Source organism: Bacillus sp. OV166 (assembly GCF_900177675.1).
Taxonomy (GTDB): Bacteria; Bacillota; Bacilli; order Bacillales; family Cytobacillaceae; genus Neobacillus.
This window is the reverse complement of record NZ_FXWM01000001.1, coordinates 5205901-5232126: the sequence shown is the minus strand read 5'-3', so window position 1 is coordinate 5232126 and position 26226 is coordinate 5205901. Positions and strand designations below refer to the sequence as shown.

General features: G+C 40.5%; 26 protein-coding genes and 1 other annotated feature. Of the genes, 22 read left to right on the top strand and 4 right to left on the bottom strand.

Going from position 1 to position 26226, the window contains the following annotated elements:
* The first annotated feature begins 279 nt into the window (after positions 1-279).
* The 5 genes from thrS (at position 280) to CCK98_RS25755 (ending at position 4149) form a co-directional block, all read left to right on the top strand.
* Entirely contained in the window at positions 280-2214 is a 1935-nt protein-coding gene (thrS, locus tag CCK98_RS25775) for a threonine--tRNA ligase (protein ID WP_088089209.1), read from the top strand.
* Positions 2215-2388: 174 nt separating this feature from the next.
* Positions 2389-2521 (top strand) — a sequence feature (ribosomal protein L20 leader region).
* 134 nt (positions 2522-2655) lie between these two features.
* A complete protein-coding gene (gene infC / locus CCK98_RS25770; RefSeq protein ID WP_168246258.1) occupies positions 2656-3174 on the top strand; it encodes a translation initiation factor IF-3 in 519 nt (172 codons plus the stop codon).
* Between the two features lie 17 nt (positions 3175-3191).
* Entirely contained in the window at positions 3192-3392 is a 201-nt protein-coding gene (gene rpmI / locus CCK98_RS25765) for a 50S ribosomal protein L35 (protein WP_066258063.1), read from the top strand.
* Positions 3393-3430: 38 nt separating this feature from the next.
* A complete protein-coding gene (rplT, locus tag CCK98_RS25760; RefSeq protein WP_066258061.1) occupies positions 3431-3790 on the top strand; it encodes a 50S ribosomal protein L20 in 360 nt (119 codons plus the stop codon).
* 98 nt (positions 3791-3888) lie between these two features.
* Positions 3889-4149 (top strand): DUF1294 domain-containing protein, encoded by a 261-nt coding sequence (locus CCK98_RS25755; RefSeq protein ID WP_088089207.1) that lies wholly within the window; start codon positions 3889-3891, stop codon positions 4147-4149.
* An 18-nt stretch (positions 4150-4167) separates the two neighbouring features.
* Here CCK98_RS25755 and CCK98_RS25750 read toward each other — a convergent pair whose 3' ends face one another.
* Positions 4168-4545: a sigma-w pathway protein ysdB gene (locus tag CCK98_RS25750; protein ID WP_088089206.1), complete on the bottom strand. Its 378-nt coding sequence runs from the start codon at positions 4543-4545 to the stop codon at positions 4168-4170.
* Between the two features lie 104 nt (positions 4546-4649).
* On the opposite strand from CCK98_RS25750, the gene CCK98_RS25745 reads away from it, so the two are divergent.
* Together CCK98_RS25745 and CCK98_RS25740 are read left to right on the top strand one after the other, a co-directional pair.
* Complete coding sequence (locus CCK98_RS25745) at positions 4650-5141, top strand: dUTP diphosphatase (RefSeq protein ID WP_088089205.1); 492 nt, start codon at positions 4650-4652, stop codon at positions 5139-5141.
* Between the two features lie 71 nt (positions 5142-5212).
* Entirely contained in the window at positions 5213-6298 is a 1086-nt protein-coding gene (locus tag CCK98_RS25740) for a M42 family metallopeptidase (protein WP_088089204.1), read from the top strand.
* 337 nt (positions 6299-6635) lie between these two features.
* Here CCK98_RS25740 and sspI read toward each other — a convergent pair whose 3' ends face one another.
* A complete protein-coding gene (gene sspI / locus CCK98_RS25735; protein ID WP_088089203.1) occupies positions 6636-6842 on the bottom strand; it encodes a small acid-soluble spore protein SspI in 207 nt (68 codons plus the stop codon).
* 119 nt (positions 6843-6961) lie between these two features.
* Between sspI and CCK98_RS25730 the strand changes: the two genes are divergently transcribed.
* The 4 genes from CCK98_RS25730 (at position 6962) to CCK98_RS25715 (ending at position 12979) form a co-directional block, all read left to right on the top strand.
* A complete protein-coding gene (locus CCK98_RS25730) occupies positions 6962-7711 on the top strand; it encodes an RNA methyltransferase (protein ID WP_088089202.1) in 750 nt (249 codons plus the stop codon).
* Between the two features lie 522 nt (positions 7712-8233).
* Positions 8234-9271 (top strand): phenylalanine--tRNA ligase subunit alpha, encoded by a 1038-nt coding sequence (gene pheS / locus CCK98_RS25725; RefSeq protein ID WP_088089201.1) that lies wholly within the window; start codon positions 8234-8236, stop codon positions 9269-9271.
* Between the two features lie 51 nt (positions 9272-9322).
* A complete protein-coding gene (pheT, locus tag CCK98_RS25720) occupies positions 9323-11737 on the top strand; it encodes a phenylalanine--tRNA ligase subunit beta (protein WP_088089200.1) in 2415 nt (804 codons plus the stop codon).
* A gap of 267 nt (positions 11738-12004) precedes the next feature.
* On the top strand, positions 12005-12979 hold the full coding sequence (locus tag CCK98_RS25715) for a nuclease-related domain-containing protein (RefSeq protein ID WP_179195927.1): 975 nt from the start codon (positions 12005-12007) through the stop codon (positions 12977-12979).
* A 215-nt stretch (positions 12980-13194) separates the two neighbouring features.
* Here CCK98_RS25715 and CCK98_RS25710 read toward each other — a convergent pair whose 3' ends face one another.
* Together CCK98_RS25710 and rnhC are read right to left on the bottom strand one after the other, a co-directional pair.
* Positions 13195-13485: a 4a-hydroxytetrahydrobiopterin dehydratase gene (locus tag CCK98_RS25710; protein ID WP_088089198.1), complete on the bottom strand. Its 291-nt coding sequence runs from the start codon at positions 13483-13485 to the stop codon at positions 13195-13197.
* A gap of 107 nt (positions 13486-13592) precedes the next feature.
* On the bottom strand, positions 13593-14540 hold the full coding sequence (rnhC, locus tag CCK98_RS25705; protein WP_088089197.1) for a ribonuclease HIII: 948 nt from the start codon (positions 14538-14540) through the stop codon (positions 13593-13595).
* A gap of 107 nt (positions 14541-14647) precedes the next feature.
* On the opposite strand from rnhC, the gene zapA reads away from it, so the two are divergent.
* From zapA to trxA, 11 genes are all read left to right on the top strand, one after another.
* Positions 14648-14908, top strand: coding sequence for a cell division protein ZapA (gene zapA, locus CCK98_RS25700; protein WP_088089196.1), 261 nt, complete (start codon positions 14648-14650; stop codon positions 14906-14908).
* 5 nt (positions 14909-14913) lie between these two features.
* Positions 14914-15468 carry a CvpA family protein gene (locus CCK98_RS25695; RefSeq protein WP_088089195.1) on the top strand — a complete coding sequence of 185 codons (555 nt, stop codon included), beginning with the start codon at positions 14914-14916 and terminating at the stop codon, positions 15466-15468.
* A 75-nt stretch (positions 15469-15543) separates the two neighbouring features.
* On the top strand, positions 15544-17262 hold the full coding sequence (gene polX, locus CCK98_RS25690; protein WP_088089194.1) for a DNA polymerase/3'-5' exonuclease PolX: 1719 nt from the start codon (positions 15544-15546) through the stop codon (positions 17260-17262).
* Positions 17263-17275: 13 nt separating this feature from the next.
* Complete coding sequence (locus tag CCK98_RS25685) at positions 17276-19633, top strand: endonuclease MutS2 (RefSeq protein ID WP_088089193.1); 2358 nt, start codon at positions 17276-17278, stop codon at positions 19631-19633.
* Between the two features lie 19 nt (positions 19634-19652).
* Positions 19653-20060, top strand: coding sequence for a DUF350 domain-containing protein (locus tag CCK98_RS25680; protein ID WP_088089192.1), 408 nt, complete (start codon positions 19653-19655; stop codon positions 20058-20060).
* A 265-nt stretch (positions 20061-20325) separates the two neighbouring features.
* Entirely contained in the window at positions 20326-22032 is a 1707-nt protein-coding gene (locus tag CCK98_RS25675; protein WP_088089191.1) for an AMP-binding protein, read from the top strand.
* 196 nt (positions 22033-22228) lie between these two features.
* Complete coding sequence (locus tag CCK98_RS25670; RefSeq protein WP_088089190.1) at positions 22229-22813, top strand: TetR/AcrR family transcriptional regulator; 585 nt, start codon at positions 22229-22231, stop codon at positions 22811-22813.
* A 25-nt stretch (positions 22814-22838) separates the two neighbouring features.
* Positions 22839-23612, top strand: coding sequence for an enoyl-CoA hydratase (locus CCK98_RS25665; RefSeq protein WP_088089189.1), 774 nt, complete (start codon positions 22839-22841; stop codon positions 23610-23612).
* A gap of 103 nt (positions 23613-23715) precedes the next feature.
* Complete coding sequence (locus CCK98_RS25660; RefSeq protein WP_088089188.1) at positions 23716-24489, top strand: electron transfer flavoprotein subunit beta/FixA family protein; 774 nt, start codon at positions 23716-23718, stop codon at positions 24487-24489.
* 38 nt (positions 24490-24527) lie between these two features.
* Positions 24528-25505, top strand: a complete 978-nt coding sequence (locus tag CCK98_RS25655) for an electron transfer flavoprotein subunit alpha/FixB family protein (protein WP_088089187.1) — start codon at positions 24528-24530, stop codon at positions 25503-25505.
* Positions 25506-25788: 283 nt separating this feature from the next.
* Entirely contained in the window at positions 25789-26103 is a 315-nt protein-coding gene (trxA, locus tag CCK98_RS25650; protein WP_088089186.1) for a thioredoxin, read from the top strand.
* Positions 26104-26226: the final 123 nt, after the last annotated feature.

Here is a 26226-nt window from a genome sequence, read left to right as displayed (position 1 = left end):
CTATTCCAGGGACGGGTTTTTTTATTTTTCAACAAAACTAGGAAAAATGTCTAGCTGCAGCGCCTAGGGGCACTATGGTCTACAGCCAATCCGTCGAGAAGGTTAAAGAACAACCTTCCCGCCGGCTCGTCATATGCTTGGCTACAGAAAGCTACCGCTTTCTGTACGCATTAAGGGAGACTAAGTCGCTGGCGGCACTTCGCATGCCAGTGACAAATCTCCCTATATCGCCCCTGACCAAGGCGCTTCAGCTTTTCTAATTACAAAGGAGGAATTACCATGTCAGACGTTGTTAAGATTTCGTTTCCAGATGGGGCAGTAAAGGAGTTCCCACGTGGAACAACAACGGAAGATATCGCTGCTTCCATCAGCCCCGGCCTAAAGAAAAAAGCGATTGCCGGTAAATGGAACGGTCAACTTTATGATCTTCGCCGTCCAATTAATGAAGACGGTTCAATAGAAATCGTCGTCCCTGATTCCGTAGACGCATTAGAGATTTTACGGCACAGTACAGCACACTTAATGGCACAGGCTGTTAAAAGGCTTTATCCTGGTGTGAATTTAGGAGTAGGTCCTGTTATTGAGGGTGGTTTTTATTATGATATGGACCTTGAGGAATCATTAACTCCAGAAGATCTGCCAAGGATTGAAAAGGAAATGGCGAAAATCGTCAATGAAAATATTGAAGTTGTTCGCAAGGAAGTAAGTCGTGCGGATGCTGTTCAGCTATTTAAAGAAGCGGGTGACCCTTACAAGCTGGAACTAATCGAGGCGATTCCTGATGAGGAAACAGTGACACTCTATGAGCAAGGTGACTTTTTTGACCTTTGCCGTGGTGTCCATGTTCCATCGACAGGAAAAATCAAAGAATTTAAATTGTTAAGCATTGCGGGTGCCTATTGGCGCGGTGACAGCAAAAATAAAATGTTACAGCGTATTTACGGAACTGCCTTCTTTAAGAAAGAGGATCTAGCTGAGCATCTTCGTTTGCTTGAAGAAGCGAAAGAACGTGACCACCGTAAAATTGGTAAAGAGTTAAACCTTTTCACTAGTAACCAATTGGTAGGACAGGGATTACCGTTATGGCTTCCGAAAGGCGCAACAATTCGTCGTGTGGTTGAACGATACATTGTTGATAAAGAACAACGTCTGGGTTATGACCATGTGTACACTCCGGTCATGGGCAGTGTTGATTTATATAAGACTTCAGGTCACTGGGATCATTACCAGGAAGATATGTTCCCGATCATGGAAATGGACAATGAACAATTGGTTCTTCGTCCAATGAACTGTCCACATCATATGATGGTGTACAAGAACAGCATTCACAGCTATCGTGAACTTCCAATCCGAATTGCCGAACTTGGAACAATGCATCGCTATGAAATGTCTGGTGCCCTTTCAGGACTACAGCGGGTTCGTGGAATGACTTTAAATGATGCACATATTTTTGTTCGTCCTGACCAAATTAAAGATGAATTCAAACGGGTTGTTAACCTAATCTTAGCGGTCTATAAAGACTTTGATATTAATGACTATTCCTTCCGTTTATCATACCGTGACCCGCAAGATACTGAAAAGTATTTTGACGATGACGCGATGTGGGAAAAAGCACAATCGATGCTGAAGGATGCCATGGATGATCTTGGTCTTAACTACTATGAGGCAGAAGGAGAAGCTGCATTCTACGGTCCTAAGCTTGACGTTCAAGTTAAGACAGCTCTAGGGAAAGAAGAAACACTTTCCACTGTTCAATTAGACTTCTTATTACCGGAACGTTTTGATTTAACATATGTTGGCGAGGACGGCAAGCAGCATCGTCCAGTCGTTATCCACCGTGGAGTTGTGTCAACAATGGAACGATTTGTTGCCTTCTTAATTGAAGAATACAAAGGCGCTTTCCCTACTTGGCTGGCTCCAGTACAGGTACAGGTTATTCCAGTATCTCCTGGTGCGCATTATGATTATGCTAAGCAAGTTCAGGAGCAACTTCAAAATGAAGGCTTACGTGTCGAATTGGATGGCCGTGATGAAAAAATCGGCTATAAAATTCGCGAAGCTCAAATGCAAAAAATACCATATATGCTGGTTGTTGGTGATAAAGAAGTCGAGGACCAAGCTGTCAATGTCCGTAAATATGGTGAACAAAACTCAGAAACAAAGCCATTTTCAGAGTTTTTAGCAGCAATCGTTGCTGAAGTGAAAAGAGGATAATTTTTATTCGGAAGAGGGAGCAATCTCTCTTTCTTTTTTTAAAATAAAAAAATATATTGAATAATTTTCAGTTTCTTGCTAAAATAAATTTCGTTGTCAAAGGAAATAGTTTGTTTGACATTACGTCTTTGCTTATGTTATATTAACTAAGGTGAAAAATTGAATACTTGTTTTTGGGAAAAGAAGAAGCACCCGCTTCTCACCTGATTGACGCAATTGGCAGTTGGCAGGTTTTACGTGAACTTTTTGGTTTTATTACTTATGTTCTGTAAAGTGTGGGTGCATTCATCCGCACTTTTTTGTTTGTTCACTTAATAGCACTGCTAAAAAGCTTTACTACCTGTTGATTCAATAGGGTGTCAGACGTTTAGGTTGAAAAGGGTTCCTTATGATTTTCTTGACCAAAACGTTGTATTCGTGATAAAACCTTGGAGGTGGCTAATTATTAGCAAAGACATGTTGTTAAATGAGGGCATTCGCGCTCGCGAAATCCGCCTAATTGATCAAAATGGCGAACAGTTAGGGATTAAAACCAAAACTGAAGCCTTAGAGATTGCCGGAAGAGTGAATCTTGATTTGGTACTAGTAGCACCAAATGCAAAGCCTCCAGTCGGCAGAATTATGGACTATGGCAAGTTTAAATTCGAGCAGCAAAAGAAAGAAAAAGAAGCTCGGAAGAATCAAAAAATCATTACTACTAAAGAAGTTCGTCTCAGCCCAACGATTGATGAGCATGACTTTAATACAAAGTTACGTAATGCGATTAAGTTCTTGGAAAAAGGCGACAAGGTAAAAGCTTCAATCCGTTTCAAGGGCCGGGCGATTACCCATAAAGAAATTGGTCAACGTGTGTTAGACCGTTTTTCAGAAGCGTGCAAGGAAGTTGCAACGATCGAATCCCATCCTAAAATGGATGGCCGGAGCATGTTCCTGGTTTTAGCACCTAAAATCGACAAGTAATAAGGAGGATATCCCAAATGCCAAAAATGAAAACTCACCGTGGCGCTGCAAAGCGTTTCAAGAAAACTGGTTCAGGTCAACTTAAACGTGACCACGCTTATACAAGCCACTTATTTGCTAACAAATCTACTAAAGCAAAGCGTAAGCTTCGCAAAGCATCCCTTGTTTCTAAAGGTGATTTCAAACGCATTCGTCAAATGTTAACTTACATGAAGTAAAAATTTAGTGATCGATTTATATATTGGAGGGAAATTACATGCCACGTGTAAAAGGCGGTACAGTTACGCGCAAGCGTCGTAAAAAAGTTCTTAAATTAGCAAAAGGTTATTACGGTTCAAAACATACATTATACAAAGTTGCTAACCAACAGGTTATGAAATCATTAATGTATGCTTTCCGCGATCGTCGTCAGAAAAAACGCGACTTCCGCAAATTATGGATTACTCGTATCAATGCAGCAGCTCGTATCAACGGTCTTTCTTACAGCCGTTTAATGCATGGCTTAAAGCTTGCTGGTATCGAAGTAAACCGCAAGATGCTTGCTGAATTAGCAGTAAGCGATGCAAACGCATTTGCTGAATTAGCAAACGTTGCAAAACAAAACATTAACAAGTAATTAGAAAAGCTAAAAGCGCCCTTAGGCGCTGGAGCTAGACATATGTAAAGGCCATTCTCTTTGATGAGGATGGCTTTTTCTATAAGGGGGTATTGGATATGAAAATATGGTTATTGGCCTATCTAATCATGAATATCGCAGGACTCGTGATTATGTGGGAGGATAAGAAGCGGGCAAAAAAACATGAGTACCGAATCCGAGAAAGGACCTTGTGGCTGGTGGCAGTATTTGGAGGCGCTGTCGGTACGACGGCAGGGATGCAACTTTACCGCCATAAAACGAAGCATCCATCGTTTAAAATTGGTTTTCCTGTCCTGGCAGTAATCGAACTCGTTCTTCTCATAAAGTTTCTGCTATAAAAAGAGCATGAAAAACGGCTAATCCTGCAAAAATTCCTTCACCGGACTTTTCCAATGGATTTCAGCATTCGGATAACACTCAAGGATTTTTTTATCCATATAAAAAAAGTCATCCTTAACTAGCCCTTTTAGCGAGCCTGCATTTTCAGGCCAGATGATGATCGAGACGACGTCAAAGGTGTTGTCAGCAGGACCCATGTATTTCTCACCAGCAAACATAGCACCTTTATAGGTAAGTAAGAAATTCTTTCGGACATCCTGATCATCAATTAATAAAAACCGTTTATGTTTACGGGCAGCTTCTAGTTTTCGTTTCGATGTAAAAAGGGATTTTAACACATAGCTAAATAAGAAGAATAGGAAAAACAACAATACGAAGCGCAGCAACCATATCATGGCTAAGCCTCCTGTATCTTTTTCCTAATTATACGAAACAGCCCGAAAAAAGTTTCAATCATTTCTCAGTTTGATATAATTTTTCCATAAGGAGTGATGGAAGTATGCAACTAGAAAAACTGTTTCACATGCAAAAAGCATTAGATACTCATATTGAAGAAAAACACAACTTGCAGGACGAAGATTTATTTGATAGAAAGGTACTGGCCTTACTCGTTGAAATTGGTGAGTTGGCAAATGAAACACGCAGCTTTAAGTTTTGGAGTGTTAAGCCGTCTTCATTGAAAGAAGTCATTTTAGAGGAATTTGTTGATGGGGTTCATTTTATTTTATCGCTCGGGATTGAATGTGGATTTGATGCGGTGAAAATTGATTTGAATGTTCAGGAGTCATCTGTGAATGTGACAGAACAATTTTTAAGTGTCTTTGACAGGATTAGTATTTTTCAAAAAAGCAAAGGTTTGGATGATTACATAAAGTTATTTAAATCTTACTTGCAATTAGCTTTGCTGCTTGGATTTACGAATCAAGATATTGAAAGAGCATATTTCCAAAAAAACGAAGTAAATTATCTAAGACAGCAGAATAACTATTAGCAGAAAAATTGCGGATTTATTGTTATTTTCTGTATAATGAAAGTCGAACAAACATTAAAGGGGGCTAATAAATGGTAAAACTAGATGAAACCTTGACGATGTTAAAAGAGTTAACCGATGCCAAGGGGATTCCCGGCAATGAGCGTGAAGTTCGTGAGGTCATGGAAAAATACATAGCTCCATTCGCTGATGAAATCACAACCGATGGACTTGGCAGTTTGATTGCACAAAAGGTAGGTAAAGAGGGCGGCCCGAAAATCATGGTGGCTGGTCACTTGGATGAAGTTGGGTTTATGATTACTCAAATCGATGACAAAGGTTTCCTTCGTTTTCAAACGGTTGGCGGCTGGTGGGGGCAGGTCATGCTTGCACAACGCGTAACGATTGTTACGCGAAAAGGAGATGTAACCGGAATTATCGGTTCTAAGCCTCCACATATTTTATCAGCGGAAGCTCGCAAAAAACCGGTTGAAATTAAAGACATGTTTATTGATATTGGTGCATCTAGCCGCGAGGAAGCCACTGAATGGGGCGTTCGTCCAGGGGATATGGTTGTACCATATTTTGAATTTACAGTGATGAACAATGAAAAAATGCTATTAGCCAAGGCTTGGGATAATCGGATTGGCTGTGCAATTGCCATTGATGTCCTGAAACAATTAAAGGGTGTAGATCATCCGAACGTTGTTTATGGGGTAGGTAATGTTCAAGAAGAGGTAGGTTTGCGTGGTGCCAAGACAGCCACTGCAAAAATCAAACCGGATATCGGCTTTGCTGTTGATGTCGGTATTGCTGGGGATACACCTGGGATTTCGGAACGAGAAGCAATGAGTAAGATGGGGAAGGGACCACAAGTTGTTATCTATGATGCCTCACTTGTAGCCCATAAAGGTTTACGCGATTTAGTGACCGATACAGCCGATGAATTGAACATCCCCTATCAATTCGAGTCCATTCCTGGCGGTGGTACGGATGCAGGGTCGATCCACTTGACACATCATGGAGTGCCGGCACTTCCGATTACGATTGCGACGCGCTATATTCATTCTCATGCAGCTATGCTCCATCGTGATGATTACGAAAACGCTGTGAAGTTGATTGTCGAAGTTATTAAGCGCTTAGACCGAGAGACTGTTGATAAAATTACGTTTGAATAAGAATGTTTGAAATCCCCGGTAGAACTTTGCCGGGGATTTTTCTGTTCTATTAACTTTTTAAAGGTGTTTTAGGATTCGCTCATTGAATGCCCGAATTCGCTCATAGAACCTCGAAATTCGCTCATTAAATGTCAAAATCCGCTCATTAAACTCAAAAATTCGCTCATTGAATGTCAGAAATCGCTGATAGACTTAATTTTTCTAATTAAAAATGCACAGTCTCACTGTTTGGCTTGGTTTTTCATTTACTATTGCATCTAATTTTGCTAAATATTTTATTTTAACAGAAAAAAAGCTGTCAATCTGCCCGATTGACAACTCTAACCCGTAAAATTTTTTACTTTAACCCACTCTCAAGGGTTGTAAGCATTTCTTTTTTCTCATCTTCGGATGAATTTTTCCAAATGATTTCAAATAAAACACCAAGACCTGGGAGCATTTTTTCTTCCCCATTTTGAATGGCATCAACAATGGTATCTTCTAATTGATCTTGTGTATTTCCCGAAACATTGTGAACAATGGCATTACGTAAATTTAAATTCATGTATATGCACTCCTTTTTATCCTGTATTTCTTAAATAGTTTTTCTACTTTTGGTTTTATTATGTATTTTTGTTAGGCTATAATTAAAAAATCATCGTTATTGTAAAAGGAGAGCGGGTTTTGAAATATATTGAATCGATAAATAACCCTAAAGTAAAACAGTGGAAAAAGCTTTTAACCAAAAAAGAACGGGATAAGTCAGGAACCTTTTTAGTTGAAGGTTTTCATTTAGTGGAGGAAGCGCTAAAACAAGGAGAGCAAATTGTAGAAATCATCGTTTCTGAAAAAGTGGATTTACCTTCCCGCTTCGATACTGGTTCGACACCAGTAATACAAGTCACCGAAGAGATATCGAATGCATTAACAGATACAGAGGCACCACAAGGAGTTTATGGGGTTTGCCGAATAGCAAATGCTGAAGTGCTAGATGCCAAAACCTTTCTATTTATCGATGCCGTTCAGGACCCAGGAAATCTCGGAACAATGATTCGCACAGCAGATGCAGCAGGGATCGACGCCGTTGTGGTAGGACGGGGAAGTGTGGATATTTACAACTCAAAGGTCCTTAGGTCGGCACAAGGAAGCCATTTTCACATTCCGATAATAACAGGCGACCTTCATGAATGGATGGACAAACTTCAGGAAAAAAATATTCCTGTATACGGTACAGCACTTGAAGGGGCATCTGCATATACTGAGATTTCCACAGGAGATTCTTTTGCTTTGATTGTCGGAAACGAAGGGAATGGCGTCGGGAAAGACATACTCTCAAGCACCACAGCCAATCTGTATATCCCGATTTACGGCAAAAGTGAATCGTTAAATGTTGCTGTAGCAACAGGGATTCTGCTTTATTATTTGAAAAAATAGGCGGAAACTAGTTTGACCTTTACAGGGAAATTATTATATAATAATGAACAATATTGAATATTAAAGAACGATGACGGAGAAAAGTACCTTATTTAGTGACCATTTAGGGAGAAAGTGCCGCGACTGAAAGCACTTTTATGGAAAGGATAAGCGAAGTTCACCTCCTGAGTTGGCATCGGGACCACAATAAATAGCAATAGCTTGAGAGTAGATTACTGTCCAGCTACAGCGCCCAGCCCCTCGAGGTCATAAGCCAATCACTACGGAAGGCAAAATGCACGCCTTCCGAAGCGCTTGTCATATGCTTGTCGGGGCTGACCAGGGCGCTTCCGCTTTTCGTGTAAAGATGCACCGGCAGATGCCGTTATCCAAATGAAGCGAACACAATGTTTTTTTACATAACGTGTTTACAAGGGTGGTACCGCGAACTATAAACCTCGTCCCTTTCCAGGGATGGGGTTTTTTTGTTTTTTCATTGGTGCCTGACACCGATTAACCGATTAATATTAAGGAGGAATTGACATGCAAGAACGTTTAAAGGAATTGCAGGAAGAGGCTATTCAAAAAATTGAACAGTCGGTAAGCTTAAAAGAATTAAATGACATTCGTGTTGCCTACCTAGGAAAAAAGGGGCCGATTACGGAAGTACTACGCGGAATGGGAAAGCTTTCTGCTGAGGAACGCCCAGTTATGGGAGCATTAGCGAACGAAGTCCGTGAAGCGATTGCGGTTAAAATTGAAGCTAAACAAACGGGGTTAGAAGAGGCGGCTGTTTTAGAAAAATTAGCTTCTGAAAGCATCGATGTTACCCTCCCGGGACGACCAGTTAAGGTTGGAAACCACCATCCACTGACAAGAATCATCGAAGAAATTGAAGATTTATTCATTGGCATGGGGTATCAGGTAGCGGAAGGTCCTGAAGTAGAGCAGGATTATTATAACTTCGAAGCGCTTAATTTACCGAAGGGGCACCCGGCACGCGACATGCAGGACTCTTTCTATATTACAGAAGATATCCTGCTTCGTACCCATACCTCACCAGTTCAAGCGCGGACGATGGAAAAGCACCATGGTAAGGGCCCAATCAAAATTATCTGCCCAGGAAAGGTGTACCGTCGTGATAATGATGATGCGACACACTCCCATCAATTTATGCAAATCGAAGGCCTTGTGGTCGGTGAGAACATCCGCATGAGTGACCTGAAAGGAACATTAGAAGTTTTTGCGAAAAGAATGTTCGGCGAAGATCGTGAAATCCGCCTGCGTCCAAGCTTTTTCCCATTCACTGAACCTTCAGTAGAAATGGATATTTCTTGTAAAATCTGCGGCGGTCATGGCTGCAGCGTTTGTAAGCGAACAGGCTGGATCGAAATTCTCGGTGCCGGTATGGTCCATCCTAACGTTCTTGAAATGGCTGGATATGACTCTAAAAAATACACTGGCTTTGCTTTCGGTATGGGACCAGAGCGGATTGCGATGTTAAAGTACGGTGTGGATGATATCAGACACTTCTATACAAATGATGTTCGTTTCTTAAAACAATTTTCAAAACACGAGTGAAACTGAATGCTTCAACCCGATGAAGCTGGATAATAAAAGGAGGATGACGACATGTTCGTTTCATATAAATGGCTCCAGGATTATATTGATTTAACTGGAGTAACTGCAGCTGAATTAGCTGAAAAAATTACAAAAAGCGGTATTGAGGTCGAAGGAGTAGAAATCCTTAACGACGGCATCCAAGGCGTAGTCGTTGGTCATGTCCTTGAACGCGAGCAGCACCCAAATGCTGATAAGTTAAGTAAGTGTCTTGTTGATGTCGGCGGGGAACAACCGGTCCAAATTATTTGCGGTGCTCCGAATGTGGCCCAAGGTCAAAAGGTTGCAGTGGCCACAGTTGGCGCAGTTCTTCCAGGTAATTTTAAAATTAAACGGGCGAAACTACGCGGCGAAGAATCGAACGGAATGATTTGTTCGCTTACTGAGTTAGGGATGGAAGGAAAGGTTGTACCGAAAGAATATTCTGAGGGAATCTTTGTTTTTCCAGCGGATGCTGAAGTGGGCGTTGATGCACTTACGATGTTAAATCGAGACGATGAGATCCTTGAGCTGAGCTTGACTCCAAACCGTGCGGATTGCTTAAGCATGCTAGGAGTTGCCTATGAAGTGGCCGCGATCCTTGGGAGAGAGGTTAAACTTCCGGAAACGAACCTTCAGTCTGCAACTGAAAAAGCATCTGATTATGTAAAAGTTGTAGTAGAGGCAAAAGAAGATAACCCATTATATGTGGCAAAAATCATTAAAAATGTAAAAATTGGTCCATCACCGCTATGGATGCAAACGCGCTTAATGTCAGCTGGGATTCGTCCACACAATAATGTGGTTGATATTACTAACTATATTCTTCTTGAATACGGTCAGCCGCTTCATGCGTTTGATTATGACCGCTTAGGTTCCAAAGAAATCCTTGTCCGCCGTGCAGCAGATGGGGAGAAATTTGTCACGCTCGATGATGCAGAACGCACACTTACAGCTGATCATTTAGTCATTACAAATGGAACTGAACCTGTTGCCCTTGCAGGAGTTATGGGGGGAGCCAATTCAGAAGTAACTTCAGACACAACGACTGTTTTACTTGAATCAGCTTACTTTAACGGGGCTACAATCAGAAAAGCTTCGAAAGATCATGGTTTAAGAAGTGAAGCGAGCGCTCGATTTGAGAAAGGTGTCGACCCGAATCGTGTTCGTGCTGCTGGAGAGCGTGCCGCCTATCTAATGGCAAAATACGCGGGCGGTGAAGTATTAGCAGGTGCTGCTGAAGCTGACACAATGACGGTTGAGCCGGCAGTTGTTTCGATAACTTTAGAAAAAATTAATCGTGTTCTTGGCACAGACCTTGTGATGAAGGACGTGAAGGAAATTTTTGATCGTCTTCAATTCGGTGTAAGTATCGAAGAAGATACCATCACCGTAACGGCTCCAACACGCCGCGGCGATATTAAAATAGAAGAAGATTTACTGGAAGAAGTAGCTCGCCTTTTTGGGTATGATAATATTCCAAAAACTCTGCCGATTGGATCAACTACACCAGGTGGTTTGTCTGAGTATCAGAAAAAACGCCGTGTGGTTCGTCAATATCTTGAGGGTGCCGGCTTGTACCAAGCTGTAACGTATTCCCTAACTAGCGAGGAGAAAGCAGCACAATTTGCGCTTGAAAAGCGGGATACGATTCGTCTTTCGATGCCAATGAGTGAAGAGCGCAGCATTCTTCGTTTGAGCATCATGCCACAGCTTTTGGAAGTATTAAAATATAACAGTGCTCGCCAAAACGATAGTTTGGGTGTATATGAAACAGGTGCTGTGTTCTTAGCAAATGGCACAGACACGCTTCCAACAGAAAAAGAACATTTAGCAGCAGCGGTTACTGGGCTTTGGTCCAGCCATTCTTGGCAAGGGGAGAAGAAGGCTGTTGACTTCTTCGTTGTTAAAGGCGTTTTAGAAGGGCTGTTTGCTAAACTTGGTCTACTTGAACAGGTTCAATTTGTTCAAGCACAGATAGATGGTATGCACCCTGGACGTACAGCGGAAATTCACCTAAATGGTGAGAAAATCGGCTTTATCGGCCAAGTCCACCCAACGGTTCAAAAAGACCTGGATTTGAAAGATACCTATGTATTTGAACTTTCACTAAAAGCAGTACTTGAAGCAGAGACTCCGGCATTACAATACGAAGCCATCCCGCGCTTCCCGTCAATAACAAGAGACATTGCCCTTGTGGTAAACAAAGAAACGGTGTCAGGCACCCTAAAGGAAATTATTTTAACAACTGGTGCACCGCTTCTGAAGGAAGTAAATGTGTTTGATTTATATGAGGGAGACAAGATGGAAGAGGGCATGAAATCGATCGCGTTCTCTTTGAAATATGTTGATCCAGTGCGTACGTTGACTGATGAAGAGGTAACAAAGGTTCATGAGAAAGTGCTTATTGCCTTGAAAGAAAAGGCAGGAGCTGTTTTAAGAGGCTAAATCAATAGAAGCCAGCCCGAATGTGTAGATTTTCGGGCTGGCTTTTTTTGTATGTCTGAGGCGGTAATTTCGTTTCGCTGATAAAATAGCATTTATCGCTGATATATGGTGCGTTATCGCTGATATATTGGCTAACTTCGCTGATAAATTAATCATTAGCGCTGATAAAATAAATAGACAAATATTATTAACAAATTTCGCTAAAATTCGGCAGGGATTTCATTCTTTGATCAGAATTATTTTAGTAAAATGAAAGGGGTGTTAAGTTTGATCATAAAAGCAAGGACAATTCCATTAGTAATTCTAATTTTAGAGGCATTATGCCGGCGTCTCCCTTTGAATTACCCAAAGTATCAACAAATTTTAGAGGAGCTTGGGAGGAGGCATGCCGGATACAAAGGTGAGGTGAGTCTTGATTATTATTTACGTCTCCTTTCCATTGATAAATACCTGATCCTCCACGATTTAAATCTTCCTGATGGTGACTACAACTGCCAAATTGATACCCTTCTCCTCACACCAGAATTCGCCCTAATTATTGAAGTGAAAAATATGACTGGTAAATTAATATTTGATACAGATAATGAGCAGTTTACCCAAATAAACAATGACAAGGAAAAAGGTTACCCTGATCCGATTGCACAATCAGAAAGGCATAAAGATTATATAGAAAAACTGATGGCAGAGCATAAATTTCCTAAAGTTCCAGTTGATTATCTAGTAGTTATCAGCAATGGATATGCTTCATATGTCATCAACGGGAAAAACACTCATAAAGTGAAGCCGCGAATATGTAAGTCAGATGCTTTCATAAATAAAATTCAGTTTTTTGAAAAACAATATACTAATCCTCTCCTTCATTCGAAAGATCTCCGAAAACTGAGCCGTCTCCTCATAAAAATGAATAAGGTACCGACAAGCTATATTTTGAATAGGTATGGAATTAAAAAAGCGGATTTATTAACCGGTGTCTGCTGCTCTGACTGCAATTATGTTCCACTTATTCGAGTGAAAAAGAAATGGTACTGCTCTTCATGCGATAAATTTTCAAAAGATGCTCATATTAATGCCCTGAGAGATTACTTTCTCCTCTTTGAATCGAAAATTACAAATCAGCAGTTTCGGGAGTTTGCGCAAATAAAATCACATGATACAGCAAAAAGATTACTGCTTTCTGTAAATCTGAATTTTTCGGGAACAAAAAAGGGACGCATTTACTTTCCGAAGACTTTACCATGGTAAACTTCCATTTCGCTGATAAAAATTATTAATCGCTGATATATCGGATTTATCGCTGATAAAACTCTATTTTGCGCTGATATAATTAAAAATTCCTATTATGGTAGTAAATTTGTGCTTTTTAAAAGGAGTAAATATCATCTTTTTAAGAAAAAATCGCTAAAAATCACAAAAAGAGGTTGCACCAAATGGCAACCTCTTTCAAATTCCGCATTATATTATATTTTCTCATAAATGGAGTCATAGTTTTTCGCTAAGACCATGTCCAAATCGGTTAATCCTCCCGCATTCCATGAGGTTAGTCTTAGTGTCACTAATTTATAATCGATTGCAATAAATGGGTGATGATTTTTTTCTTCTGAGAGTTGGGCAATGACATTCACGAACGCCACGCCTTGTAAAAACTCACGGAAGCGGTACTTTTTCACGATGAATTTCCCGTCCAGTTTCCAGCCTGATAATCCCGCAACAGCGGTAGTAATCTCCGCTTCACTTAGTCGATTTGCCACCACTATCCCTCCAAACACCGTTTCTATTATATCGATTTGCCACCCTAAAACCCTCCAAAAACCGTTTCTATATATTTATTCTATTCGTAGCTACACCAAAAAACATGTCAATTTCGTTTTTTATTAACAAGTGCCATCGCTTTGTCGGAATTAGCGAAGTGGAGCTTAACAAAAGAGGGGAGGATGTCCCGGCCTTTGCTCATTATCAGCTTTGCTGCTGCTACATCCACCTGTGCCCCGGCACCTTTTGGAATCTTAAAGCCGGCCGCCTCGCTAAGTTTATCGATATATTGGATAAAGGCATAGCGGGCGAGAATACTTGCAGCAGCGACAGCCAAATGAATCCCTTCAGCCTTCGTACTAAAATAAACATTCTCTTTGGCAATCGCTTTTTGGCTTTTTAAATGCTGAAAATAGGTACTGCCTTGAACAAATTGGTCGATGAGAATCGCTTCAGGTTTCTCGGGTGAAATTTTGTCTAGCACATTTAAGATCGCTTGATTATGTAAAATCGCCTTCATTTTCCCTTGCGACATGCCTGACTGCTGGACTTGATTATATTTCTCATTTTTTAACGTCATCAAACTAAATGGGATAATATCTTTAATGACCTTTGCAATCGCAATAATTTTTTCATCGTTTAAATCCTTCGAGTCGCGCACACCTAATTCTTTTAATAAAGGGATATTTTCCTTTTTCACGTAGGCTGCCACCACTGTAATCGGCCCGAAGAAGTCTCCTGTACCGACTTCATCGGAACCAATAGCGGACATTTGACCGATGCCGGTTGGAAGGTCACCCTTCGCAACAGATTTCGAATGGGAAGAGCTCGGCTTTTTCGAGGACGCGCTTGTACTGCCCCATCGACCTGCCTCTTTTTCACTATCATTTCCCTGAAATAAAACTTTACCTGATTTATAAGCTGTGATCATGCAGGCAGACGTTTTCGCAGCAAACACACTTCCAGGGATGTTTTTATCTAATAAATTTTTCCCGTAAAAGTTTCTCATTTCCATTATCTTATTCATTTCTAAATTCAATACAACATTACCCATACTACAAACACCACATTTCTAAATAATATAAAATATGCTTTAACTTTTCCACAGATAACGGTTCATGTTATGATATAGAGTAGGATTCTCTGAATGGAGGCAGGACGTTGTCAAATAATCAAAAAAATAGAACAACCGTAGATATACACGGTCAAGCTTACGTTATTATGGGCACGGAAAGTCCAAGCCACATCAGGCATGTGGCTTCATTAGTTGACAATAAAATGCGCGAAATCAGTTCTAAGAATCCAAATTTAGACGCAAGTAAACTCGCCGTTTTAACAGCCGTAAATGCAGTCAATGATTATCTCAAAATGAAAGACCAATTAGATCGGCTTCAATCAGAACTACTAAAAGAAAAGGACTAAAAAATATGTTGGATTTAGCAATTATCATCTTTTTAATTATTGGATTCTTTGTAGGCCTAAAAAGAGGCTTAATTCTGCAGCTTGTTCATTTAATAGGTTTTATTATTGCATATGTAGTAGCAAATTCATACTACGAACAGTTAGCACCCAAGTTAACATTATGGATTCCTTATCCAAACTTTGGAAATATTGCTACATTAAAACTTCTAACTGATAGCAGTAATATGGAGGCAGCTTTTTACCGAGCGATCGCCTTTGTTATTATCTTTTTTGCTGTAAAGGTGTTACTGCAAATTATTGGTTCAATGCTAGACTTTATTGCCCATTTGCCAGTACTTAGGCAGTTAAATGTTTGGGCAGGAGGCCTTTTTGGTTTCATTGAAGTATATTTAGTTATTTTTATTTTATTATATATTTCAGCCCTGGTACCAATTGAATTTTTACAAAATGCTTTGGATCATTCGATTATGGCAAAAGCAATTGTGAATCACACTCCTATCCTTTCACAGCAAATTAAGAGTATGTGGATTGAATATACAGCTGCTTTAACTTCTCTGTAGCAGAGAAGTTTTTCTATTCATGCCTTAAAGTAGGATAAAATGAAAATGCTAAATAGTAGGTAGGTGGATAATTAAATGGAAGTTAATAAAAGAGAAATCATTCGTTTGCTAGAAACGATAGCGGTCTATATGGAGTTAAAGGGGGAAAACCCTTTCAAGGTTTCAGCCTTTCGGAAAGCGGCTAACGCATTGGAAACCGACGAACGCGACGTAACAGAGATTGAAGACTTTACCGCCATATCTGGAATCGGTAAAGGCACGGCTGCTGTCATTGATGAATACATAAAGGATGGTACTTCTTCGGTATTAAAGGAGTTGAAGGAGGAAGTCCCAACAGGATTAATCCCGTTATTGCAGCTTCCGGGGCTTGGCGGAAAGAAAATTGCTAAACTATACAAAGAATTAAAGGTCGTTGATGTTTCCAGTTTAAAAGAAGCCTGTGAAGCAGGGCAAGTACAAGCGCTTGCTGGTTTTGGTAAAAAAACAGAAGAAAAAATCCTAAGTGCGATTGCCAATGTCGGCTCAAGACCGGATCGATTGCCGTTAGCATATATGCTTCCGATTGCGGAGCAAATTGAAGCAACCTTAACCGAATTACCAGATATTCATCGGTTTTCACGTGCCGGAAGTTTGCGCCGGATGAGAGAGACGATCAAAGACCTTGATTTTATTATCGCCACTAATGAACCAGAACGAGTGCGCGGGCATCTATTGGAATTGCCAAATATTAAAGAAGTGATTGGTGCGGGCGATACCAAGATTTCGGTAGTTTTTGGATATGATTATGATATTTCCGTTGATTTCCGTCTGGTTAAACCGGAAGAATTTACAACCACCTTGCACCATTTTACCGGATCAAAAGAACATAATGTCCGGATGCGACAATTGGCGAAAGAACGCGGTGAAAAAATCAGTGAGTATGGCGTGGAAAACGTGGAGACGGGAGAAATTCGTACGTTCTCATCTGAAGAAGAATTTTTCAAACATTTTGATCTTCCGTTCATTCCTCCGGAAATTAGAGAGGACGGTAGGGAAGTAGAAACTTTCTCTGCTACTGAGGAATTAATTGAGCTCGAAGATATTAAGGGTGATCTTCATATGCATTCCACCTGGAGTGACGGTGCCCATTCAATCGAACAAATGGCTGAGGCTTGCCGGGCTAGAGGTTATCAATATATGGCGATTACTGACCATTCACAGTATTTAAAGGTGGCTAATGGTCTAACTCGTGAAAGACTTTTAAAACAAAGAGAAGAAATTAAAAAATTAAATGAAAAGTACGACGATTTTCTTATTCTAGCCGGTGTGGAGATGGATATTCTTCCTGATGGAACGCTCGACTATGACGATGAATTCCTAGCTGAAATGGATTTCGTTATTGCCTCCATACATTCTGCTTTTACCCAATCAAAGGAAAAAATTATGGAGCGGCTTAAAAACGCGTTGACAAATGCTCATGTGGATTTAATTGCCCATCCAACCGGCAGAAAAATTGGCCGCCGCGAAGGGTACGATGTCGATATAGATATACTTATCCAACTCGCCAAAGAAACCAATACGGCGCTTGAATTAAACGCCAATCCCAACCGTCTTGACCTTGCAGCTGAATATTTACGAAGAGCACAGGATGCAGGGGTGAAAATTCTCATCAATACCGATGCACATAAAATGGATACATTAAAGCATATGGAAATCGGTGTATCTGCAGCTAAAAAAGGCTGGATCAAAAAATCATCCGTAATAAATGCACTTGATAAAAATGACCTACTAGAATTTTTGCATAATCGAGGATAAGGAGGTTATCTCCATGCAAGAAAAAGCTTTAAAGGTATTAGAATTTACTAAAGTAAAAGAGCAGCTTTTAGAACATGCTGCTTCGTCACTTGGTAGAAAAAAAATAAAGGACTTAGTCCCCTCCACTGATTTTGATGAAGTGGTCAAACTTCAAGCAGAAACAGATGAGGCGTCAACCGTGTTTCGTGTAAAAGGAAATGTTCCACTCTCAGGTGTCCATGATATTCTTGCACACATCAAGCGTTCCGTAATTGGCGGTGTGTTAAGTCCGCATGAACTGGTCCAAATTGCTAGCACCATCCATGCCAGCCGGCAAATGAAACGATTTATTGAGGATTTCGCTGACGAAAGAACAGAAATCCCGATTTTGTCTGAACAAGCAGAGCGGATTATTCCACTTACAAACCTCGAGCAATCGATCAAACAAGCGATTGATGAAAGCGGTGAGGTGTTAGACAGCGCAAGTGACCTGCTTCGTTCATTAAGGCATCAACTCAGGTCCAATGAGTCACGGGTGCGGGAAAAACTTGAAAGTATGATTCGGTCATCAAATGCCAGCAAAATGCTTTCCGACACCATAGTCACTATTCGTAATGACCGCTTTGTTATTCCTGTTAAACAGGAGTATCGCGGTCACTACGGCGGAATTATTCATGACCAAAGTGCATCCGGACAAACACTTTTTATTGAACCCCAAGTCATTGTCCAGTTAAATAATCAACTGCAGGATATTCGTGTCAAGGAACAGCTTGAAATCGATCGAATTCTAACAGCACTATCTGCTGAAGCAGCCGAGCATGAGACCGAACTCAAAGTGATCGTGGAAGTCTTGGCTAATTTAGACTTTATTTTTGCAAAGGCAAGATATGGGAAACGAATAAAAGCATCGATGCCGATTATGAATAATGAGGGGAGAATTGTTTTATATAAGGCAAGGCACCCGCTCATTCCGATCGATGAAGTGGTTGCTAACGATATTATGCTTGGGAAAGACTTCACAACTATTGTGATTACTGGCCCGAATACGGGTGGTAAAACTGTCACGTTAAAAACACTTGGTTTGTGTACTTTAATGGCTCAGGCGGGATTGCAGGTTCCTGCCTATGACGGTTCAGAGCTTGCCGTCTTTGATGCTGTGTACGCTGATATTGGAGATGAACAGTCGATTGAACAAAGCTTAAGTACATTTTCCTCCCATATGGTTAATATCGTCGAAATCTTAAATAGAGTGGATTTTAATAGCCTTGTGTTATTTGACGAGCTAGGTGCGGGAACGGATCCACAGGAAGGCGCGGCCTTGGCTATTTCGATTTTAGATGAGGTCCACAAACGGGGCGCAAGGGTGATTGCTACGACCCACTATCCGGAGTTAAAGGCATATGGTTATAATCGTGAGGGTGTGTTGAATGCCAGTGTCGAGTTTAATGTTGAGACATTAAGCCCAACATATAAACTACTGCTGGGAGTCCCAGGCCGGAGTAATGCCTTTGAAATCTCGAAACGGCTGGGCTTAAATGAACGGGTCATTCTGGCTGCACGTTCCCATGTGAGTGAAGATACGAACCAAATCGATAAGATGATTGCATCCTTGGAAGATAGTAAACGGCTGGCAGAAAAAGAGCAGGAGGAAGCCCGCGATTATTTAAAATCTGCTGAAAAGCTTCATCAAGACCTGCAAAACCAACTGATGGAGTTTTACGAGAAAAAAGACTCTATGCTCGAAAAGGCAGCAGAAAAAGCTGGGGAAATCGTGGAAGAGGCGAAAAGTGAGGCCGACAAGGTAATCCGCGACCTGCGTAAAATGAGAACAGAAAAGCACGCAGAAATTAAGGAGCATGAATTAATTGATGCAAAGCGGCGTCTAGAAGGAGCAGCACCGGAAGTACCAAAATCAGCCAAGCTCGCAAATAAGAAAGTGAAAAAGCATACCTATATGCCTGGTGACGAGGTGAAAGTGCTTACCTTTGGTCAAAAAGGCACGCTGGTTGACAGAGTTTCTTCAAATGAATGGCAGGTTCAAATCGGAATTCTCAAAATGAAAGTAAAAGAAAAAGACATCGAATATATGAGTACCCCGAAACAAGTAGAAACCAAGCCGATGGCGATTGTAAAAGGTCGGGATTCATTTGTTAAACTGGAGTTAGATCTACGCGGGGAAAGGTATGAAGATGCTCTCCTTAAGGTGGAAAAATATATTGATGATGCTCTGCTATCCAGTTATCCGCGTGTTTCGATTATCCACGGGAAAGGGACTGGTGCATTAAGACAGGGAGTTCAGGAATACTTAAGAAACCATCGTCAAGTTAAAAAAATTCGGTTTGGGGAAGCCGGCGAAGGCGGATCAGGCGTAACCATCGTTGAGTTTAAATAATGTCCGGGGAGTTTTGGCAATGGACCAGTTTTGGGAGAATGAATATATCCAAATAGCTGCTTATTATAGCGTCGTGATATTATGCTTGGTTGTCTTTTTAGCTATTTTTGAAATGGTAACCAAATATAAAAATTGGGAAGAAATCAAAAAAGGTAATGTGGCTGTGGCGATGGCAACCGGAGGGAAAATTTTGGGCGTTGCCAATATCTTTCGCTATACGATTGAGCAGAATAATTCGCTGCTTTCAATGGTTGGTTGGGGGATCTATGGCTTTATACTATTAGTAGTCGGTTATTTTATCTTTGAATTTTTAACGCCAAAATTCAAAATTGACGAAGAAATCCAAAAGGATAACCGCGCAGTTGGTTTTATTTCGATGGTTATTTCAATTGGCTTATCGATTGTAATCGGTGCAGGAATTACATAAGGGGAGAATAAAAAAGTGGAGACCTTAGCTAAAGTACTTCTTGGATTATGCGGCCTGTTTTTGCTAATCGGCTTGATCTATATGTTATTTTTTGCGTAACTCAAAATCATCGCTGAGACATATCAGCGGTGATTTTTTTATTCTTACACCGCTAAACGGAAGCCTCCGCTTTTCTTACAACTTCATTGTTAATTGTATAATACTGTACTATAATAAAAGAGAAGTGTGAATTTTTATAATTATCCATATAGAAAAGGGGGATATTATGTATGAATCAAAACCGTGGCTGGCCCTGTACCCAAAAGAAATTCCCGCCACACTGGAATACACCTCAGAGCCAGTACAGCAATACTTAGTGAATTCTGCTCGAAAATTTCCAGAAAAAGTGGCCATTCATTTTATGGGAAAAGAAATTACCTACATGAAGCTTTATGAAGAAGTAATGAATTTTGCTGGCTATCTGCAGGGTAACCTAGGCATTTCCAAAGGGGACCGGGTTGCTATTATGCTTCCAAACACTCCTCAGGCTGTAATTAGTTATTTTGCGATATTAATGGCAGGCGGAATTGTTGTTCAAACCAACCCATTATATACGGAACGTGAACTTGAATACCAGATGAAAGATTCTGGCGCAAAGGCCATCATCACACTCGACATCCTCTACCCACGCGTATCTAAAGTGATGCCGCAAACAGAATTACAGCATGTAATTGTAACCGCTATCAAGAACTACTTACCATTCCCTAAAAATCTAATTTATCCCTACATCCAGAAAAAACAATATGGAATTGTCGTTAATGTTCAACACAAAGGAAGCACGCATTTACTTTCGGAAATATTAAAAATGAAGCCTCAAAAAGTGAGGAATTATGATTTCAACACTGAGGAAGATGTAGCACTCCTTCAATATACAGGAGGGACGACAGGATTTCCAAAAGGAGTTATGTTAACACATAAAAATTTAATTGCCAATACAAAGATGTGCCAGGCATGGCTTTACAAATCCAAGCCAGGTGAGGAATCAGTTCTCGGGATCATCCCGTTTTTCCACGTCTATGGAATGACAACGGTTCTTATTTTATCAGTGATGCAGGCAAATAAAATGATATTATTACCTAAATTCGATGTAGAGACCACATTAAAAACCATTCAAAAACAGCGCCCGACTCTGTTTCCAGGTGCACCGACGATTTATATTGGAATATTGAATTACCCTGATCTAAAAAAATATGATTTATCATCAATTCATTCTTGTATAAGTGGTTCAGCTGCGTTGCCAATTGAAGTACAAGAGCAGTTTGAGGCCGTAACAGGAGGGAAACTAGTTGAAGGTTATGGTTTAACGGAAGCATCTCCTGTAACACATGCGAACTTTTTATGGGATGTACCAAGGATGAAGGGAAGTATTGGTGTGCCTTGGCCTGATACTGAGGTAAAGATCGTATCGATCGAAACCGGTGAACCCGTCCCAGTAAAGGAAATAGGCGAATTTGCCATAAAAGGTCCGCAAATCATGAAAGGCTATTGGAATCGTCCAGAAGATACTAAGGAAGTCTTGCATGATGGTTGGCTGTATACAGGTGACCTTGGTTATATAGATGAACAAGGATACTTTTATGTGGTGGACCGCAAAAAGGACATGATTATTGCAGGAGGTTACAATATATATCCTAGAGAGATAGAGGAAGTATTATATGAACATCCAGATGTTCTTGAAGCAGTGGTAGCAGGTATTCCTGACCAGTACCGAGGAGAAACGGTAAAAGCATATATTGTCTTAAAAGAAGGTTCATCGGTTACCGCAGATGAAATGAACCAATTTTCAAGAAAATATCTTGCTGCATATAAAGCCCCGAGATTATATGAATTTAGAAAAGAATTGCCTAAAACAGCTGTAGGGAAAATATTAAGAAGGATGCTTGTGGAAGAAGAGAAACAAAAAATAGAAGAAGAAACCCAAAAACACGCATAATTGATTCCTCTTTTTTTTGACAGTTTAAGCCTGTCCCTATGTTGGGAATATTAAAAAGGTATATAGTATATCTTGACAGATATACGAATAATAACTATTATGAAAATATGAATGAATATTCATTCATATTTTCTTTTATTTAGTTAAGATCAACAGTATAAACTTTAACATAATTTTCTTCAAAGGAGGGATATAGTTGAAAAAAAATAAACCAAAATACATGCAGATTATTGATGCTGCGGTGATTGTGATCGCAGAAAATGGCTATCACCAAGCCCAGGTTTCAAAAATTGCCAAACAGGCAAGAGTGGCTGATGGAACCATTTATCTTTATTTTAAAAACAAGGAAGACATCCTTATCTCTCTCTTTGAAGAAAAAATGGGAAGTTTTATTGAAAAAATAGATACAATGATAGCAGGAAAAGGGACGGCGGCAGAGAAATTATTAATGATGATAGAAGCTCACTTTAGTATGCTTTCTGACGACCATCACATGGCGATCGTAACACAGCTGGAGTTACGGCAATCCAATAAGGAATTGCGACTCCGAATTAATGATGTTCTAAAAGGTTACCTAAAGGTAATCGATAAGATTGTTATTGAAGGTAAAGAAACAGGAGAGTTTTCAATCGACCTCGATATTCGTCTCGCCCGGCAAATGATATTCGGTACAATCGATGAAACCGTTACATCGTGGGTGATGAATGAGGAAAAGTATGATTTGCTTGCACTGGCGTCTCCAGTCCATCGCCTCTTGATCAATGGCTGCGGAAGCCGGTAGAATTATAAAAATAGGGGGAGTTAGTTTGGAATACTTAAAATGGTCTTATCAAGACAGTATTGCCACGATCACGATTGCGCGTCCACCGGCAAATGCCCTTTCTTCAGGTCTGTTAAGGGAATTGTCGACAGTGCTAGATGAAATCGAACCAAACCGTGAAATTAGAGTCCTTGTCATTCACGGGGAAGGGCGGTTCTTCTCGGCTGGGGCTGATATTAAAGAATTTACAACGGTTTCTTCATCTGAAGGTTTTTCAAATCTTGGTAAGTTTGGACAGGATTTATTTGACCGGATGGAAAAATTTCCAAAACCGATTATTGCGGCAATCCATGGTGCGGCGCTTGGCGGTGGTCTTGAACTTGCCATGGCTTGTCACATTCGCCTTGTCAGTGAAACCGCAAAACTCGGCCTTCCGGAACTGCAACTCGGCTTAATTCCCGGATTTGCCGGTACACAACGTCTGCCGAAATATGTAGGTGTGGCAAGAGCTGCTGAAATGCTGTTCACATCTGAGCCCATTACAGGTGTTGAGGCCGTACAATATGGCTTAGCGAATCATGCCTATGTAGAGGCGGAAGTATTAGAGCAGGCGTATAAGCTCGCTGGAAAAATCGCTAAGAAAAGTCCAGGCTCTATTAAAGCTGCCATCGAATTATTAAATTATGCAAAAACAGAAGAGTTCTATGAAGGTTCGAAAAGAGAATCTGAGTTATTTGGTCAAGTTTTTGTCTCTAGCGATGGTAAAGAAGGCATTCAAGCTTTTATTGAAAAAAGGGAACCACAATTTAAAGGTGAATAAACTTATCTTTGTAGTATAATTGTAAAGGAAGCCCTTTTTTCTAGAAAATTTTCTTAATCTTTCAAACTGAGCGAATGCTCGAAATCTTATTAGGAGGGAAACCATGAATATCTATGTATTACTGAAAAGAACCTTTGATACTGAAGAAAAAATTACGATTAGCGGCGGGAAAATCAATGAGGACGGTGCTGAATTTATTATCAATCCTTATGACGAATATGCGATTGAAGAAGCCATCCAAGTTCGCGATGCTAAGGGCGGAGAAGTAACTGTCATTACTGTTGGAACGGAAGAGTCTGAAAAGCAATTACGTACAGCACTTGCGATGGGCGCTGACAAAGCGGTCCTTATTAATACAGAAGATGATGTGGAGAATGGGGATCAATTTACCACAGCAAAAATCCTTGCTGAATATTTAAAGGATAAAGATGCTGATTTAATCATTGGCGGAAATGTGGCGATTGATGGTGGCACAGGTCAGGTCGGACCACGTGTCGCGGAACTACTTAACATCCCTTACGTAACAACAATCACAAAGTTAGAAATCGACGGTACAAATGTAACCGTTACCAGAGATGTTGAAGGCGATTCCGAAGTTATTGAAACGAGCCTTCCTCTATTAGTAACTGCACAACAAGGTCTAAATGAGCCGCGCTATCCTTCATTACCTGGGATCATGAAGGCAAAGAAGAAGCCGCTTGAGGAATTAGAATTAGACGACCTTGATCTGGAAGAAGACGATGTGGAAGCAAAAACAAAAACAATCGAAATTTATTTGCCGCCTAAAAAAGAAGCTGGCAGAGTTTTAGCCGGTGATTTGAATGATCAAGTAAAAGAACTTGTTCATCTTCTTCATACCGAAGCAAAAGTAATTTAATCGATTTTTAACAAATATGTTTTCAGGAGGTATATGGAATGTCAAGAAAAGTTTTAGTATTAGGAGAAGTGCGTGACGGTTCATTACGTAATGTATCTTTCGAAGCGATTGCAGCAGCAAAAACGGTTGCTGAGGGCGGAGAAGTGGTTGGTATTTTAGTAGGTACTTCTGTAAGCGCTTTAGGTGTGGAGTTGATCCACAACGGAGCCGACCGCGTAGTAGTTGTTGAAGATGAAAAATTAAATCTATATACTTCAGATGGATACGCTCAGGCGCTTTTAGCAGTGCTTGACCAAGAAAAACCAGAAGGGTTAGTGTTAGGTCATACCTCACTTGGCAAAGACCTATCTCCAAGAATTGCTGGAAAATTAGCATCAGGTTTAATATCAGATGCGACTGCTGTTGAGGTTGCAGGTGGAAATGTCGTGTTCACAAGACCCATCTATTCTGGGAAAGCATTTGAAAAGAAAATTGTAACGGATGGCTTAATTTTTGCAACGGTCCGTCCAAATAATATTGCGCCATTGGAAAAAGATGAAAGCAGAAGCGGCGAGGTTTCTACCCTTTCTGTAGACATCAAAGACTTACGTGCCATTATTAAAGAAGTCGTTAGAAAAGCAAGCGAAGGTGTAGATCTAAGTGAAGCAAAAGTGGTTATCTCAGGAGGACGCGGTGTTAAGAGTGCGGATGGTTTTGAACCGCTTAAAGAACTTGCGAATGTCCTTGGCGGAGCGGTAGGCGCTTCACGTGGTGCCTGTGATGCCGACTATTGCGATTACTCTTTACAAATTGGTCAAACTGGCAAGGTAGTCACACCAGACCTTTACATTGCCTGCGGTATTTCTGGAGCAATTCAGCACTTAGCCGGCATGTCTAACTCAAAAGTAATTGTGGCCATTAACAAAGATCCAGAGGCTAATATCTTCAAAGTAGCTGATTACGGAATCGTAGGCGACTTGTTTGAAGTGGTTCCATTACTAACTGAAGAGTTTAAAAAATTAAAGGTACACTCATAATAAGAAAAGCGGAAGCGCCTTGTCCAGGGGCGACAGGCATAAGACGAGCCGGCGAGAAGGTTGCACTTTAACCTTCTTGACGGATTGGCTTATGACCCCGAGCCCCTAGGCGCTGTAGCTAGACAATATTAAGGCGAGCGGAAGTGGTTCCGCTCGCTTTTTTTAGGGATAATTTGAAGTGAATCAGGGGAAAATGATCGATGAAGCAATTTATTAGCTTGATTTTCCAAACGATGTTATACTTTCGGTAAGTAATTCAGTAATCATTAGGAGGGCAATATAAATGGCAATTTCACACTTAACAGATCAAAACTTTTCTGCTGAAACAGGTTCAGGCCTTGTTCTCGTAGATTTTTGGGCACCATGGTGCGGACCTTGTAAAATGATAGCTCCAGTTCTTGAAGAACTTGACTTAGAAATGGGCGAAAAAGTTAAAATCACTAAACTTGATGTGGATGATAACCCGCAAACTGCAGCAAATTTCGGTGTTATGAGCATTCCAACATTATTAGTAATGAAAAATGGCGAAGTGGTAGACAAAGTAGTCGGCTTCCAACCAAAAGATGCATTAGCAAGTGTTTTAGAAAAACACGTGTAAGTATAGAAAGACAAAACCTTAGTCGGAGCCAATCCAGCTAAGGTTTTTCTTTTTTGCAAATGACTACCACTTTCATTTATGAGCCTTTTCCTTTAAAATTTTAACAGACACTATATATATAGA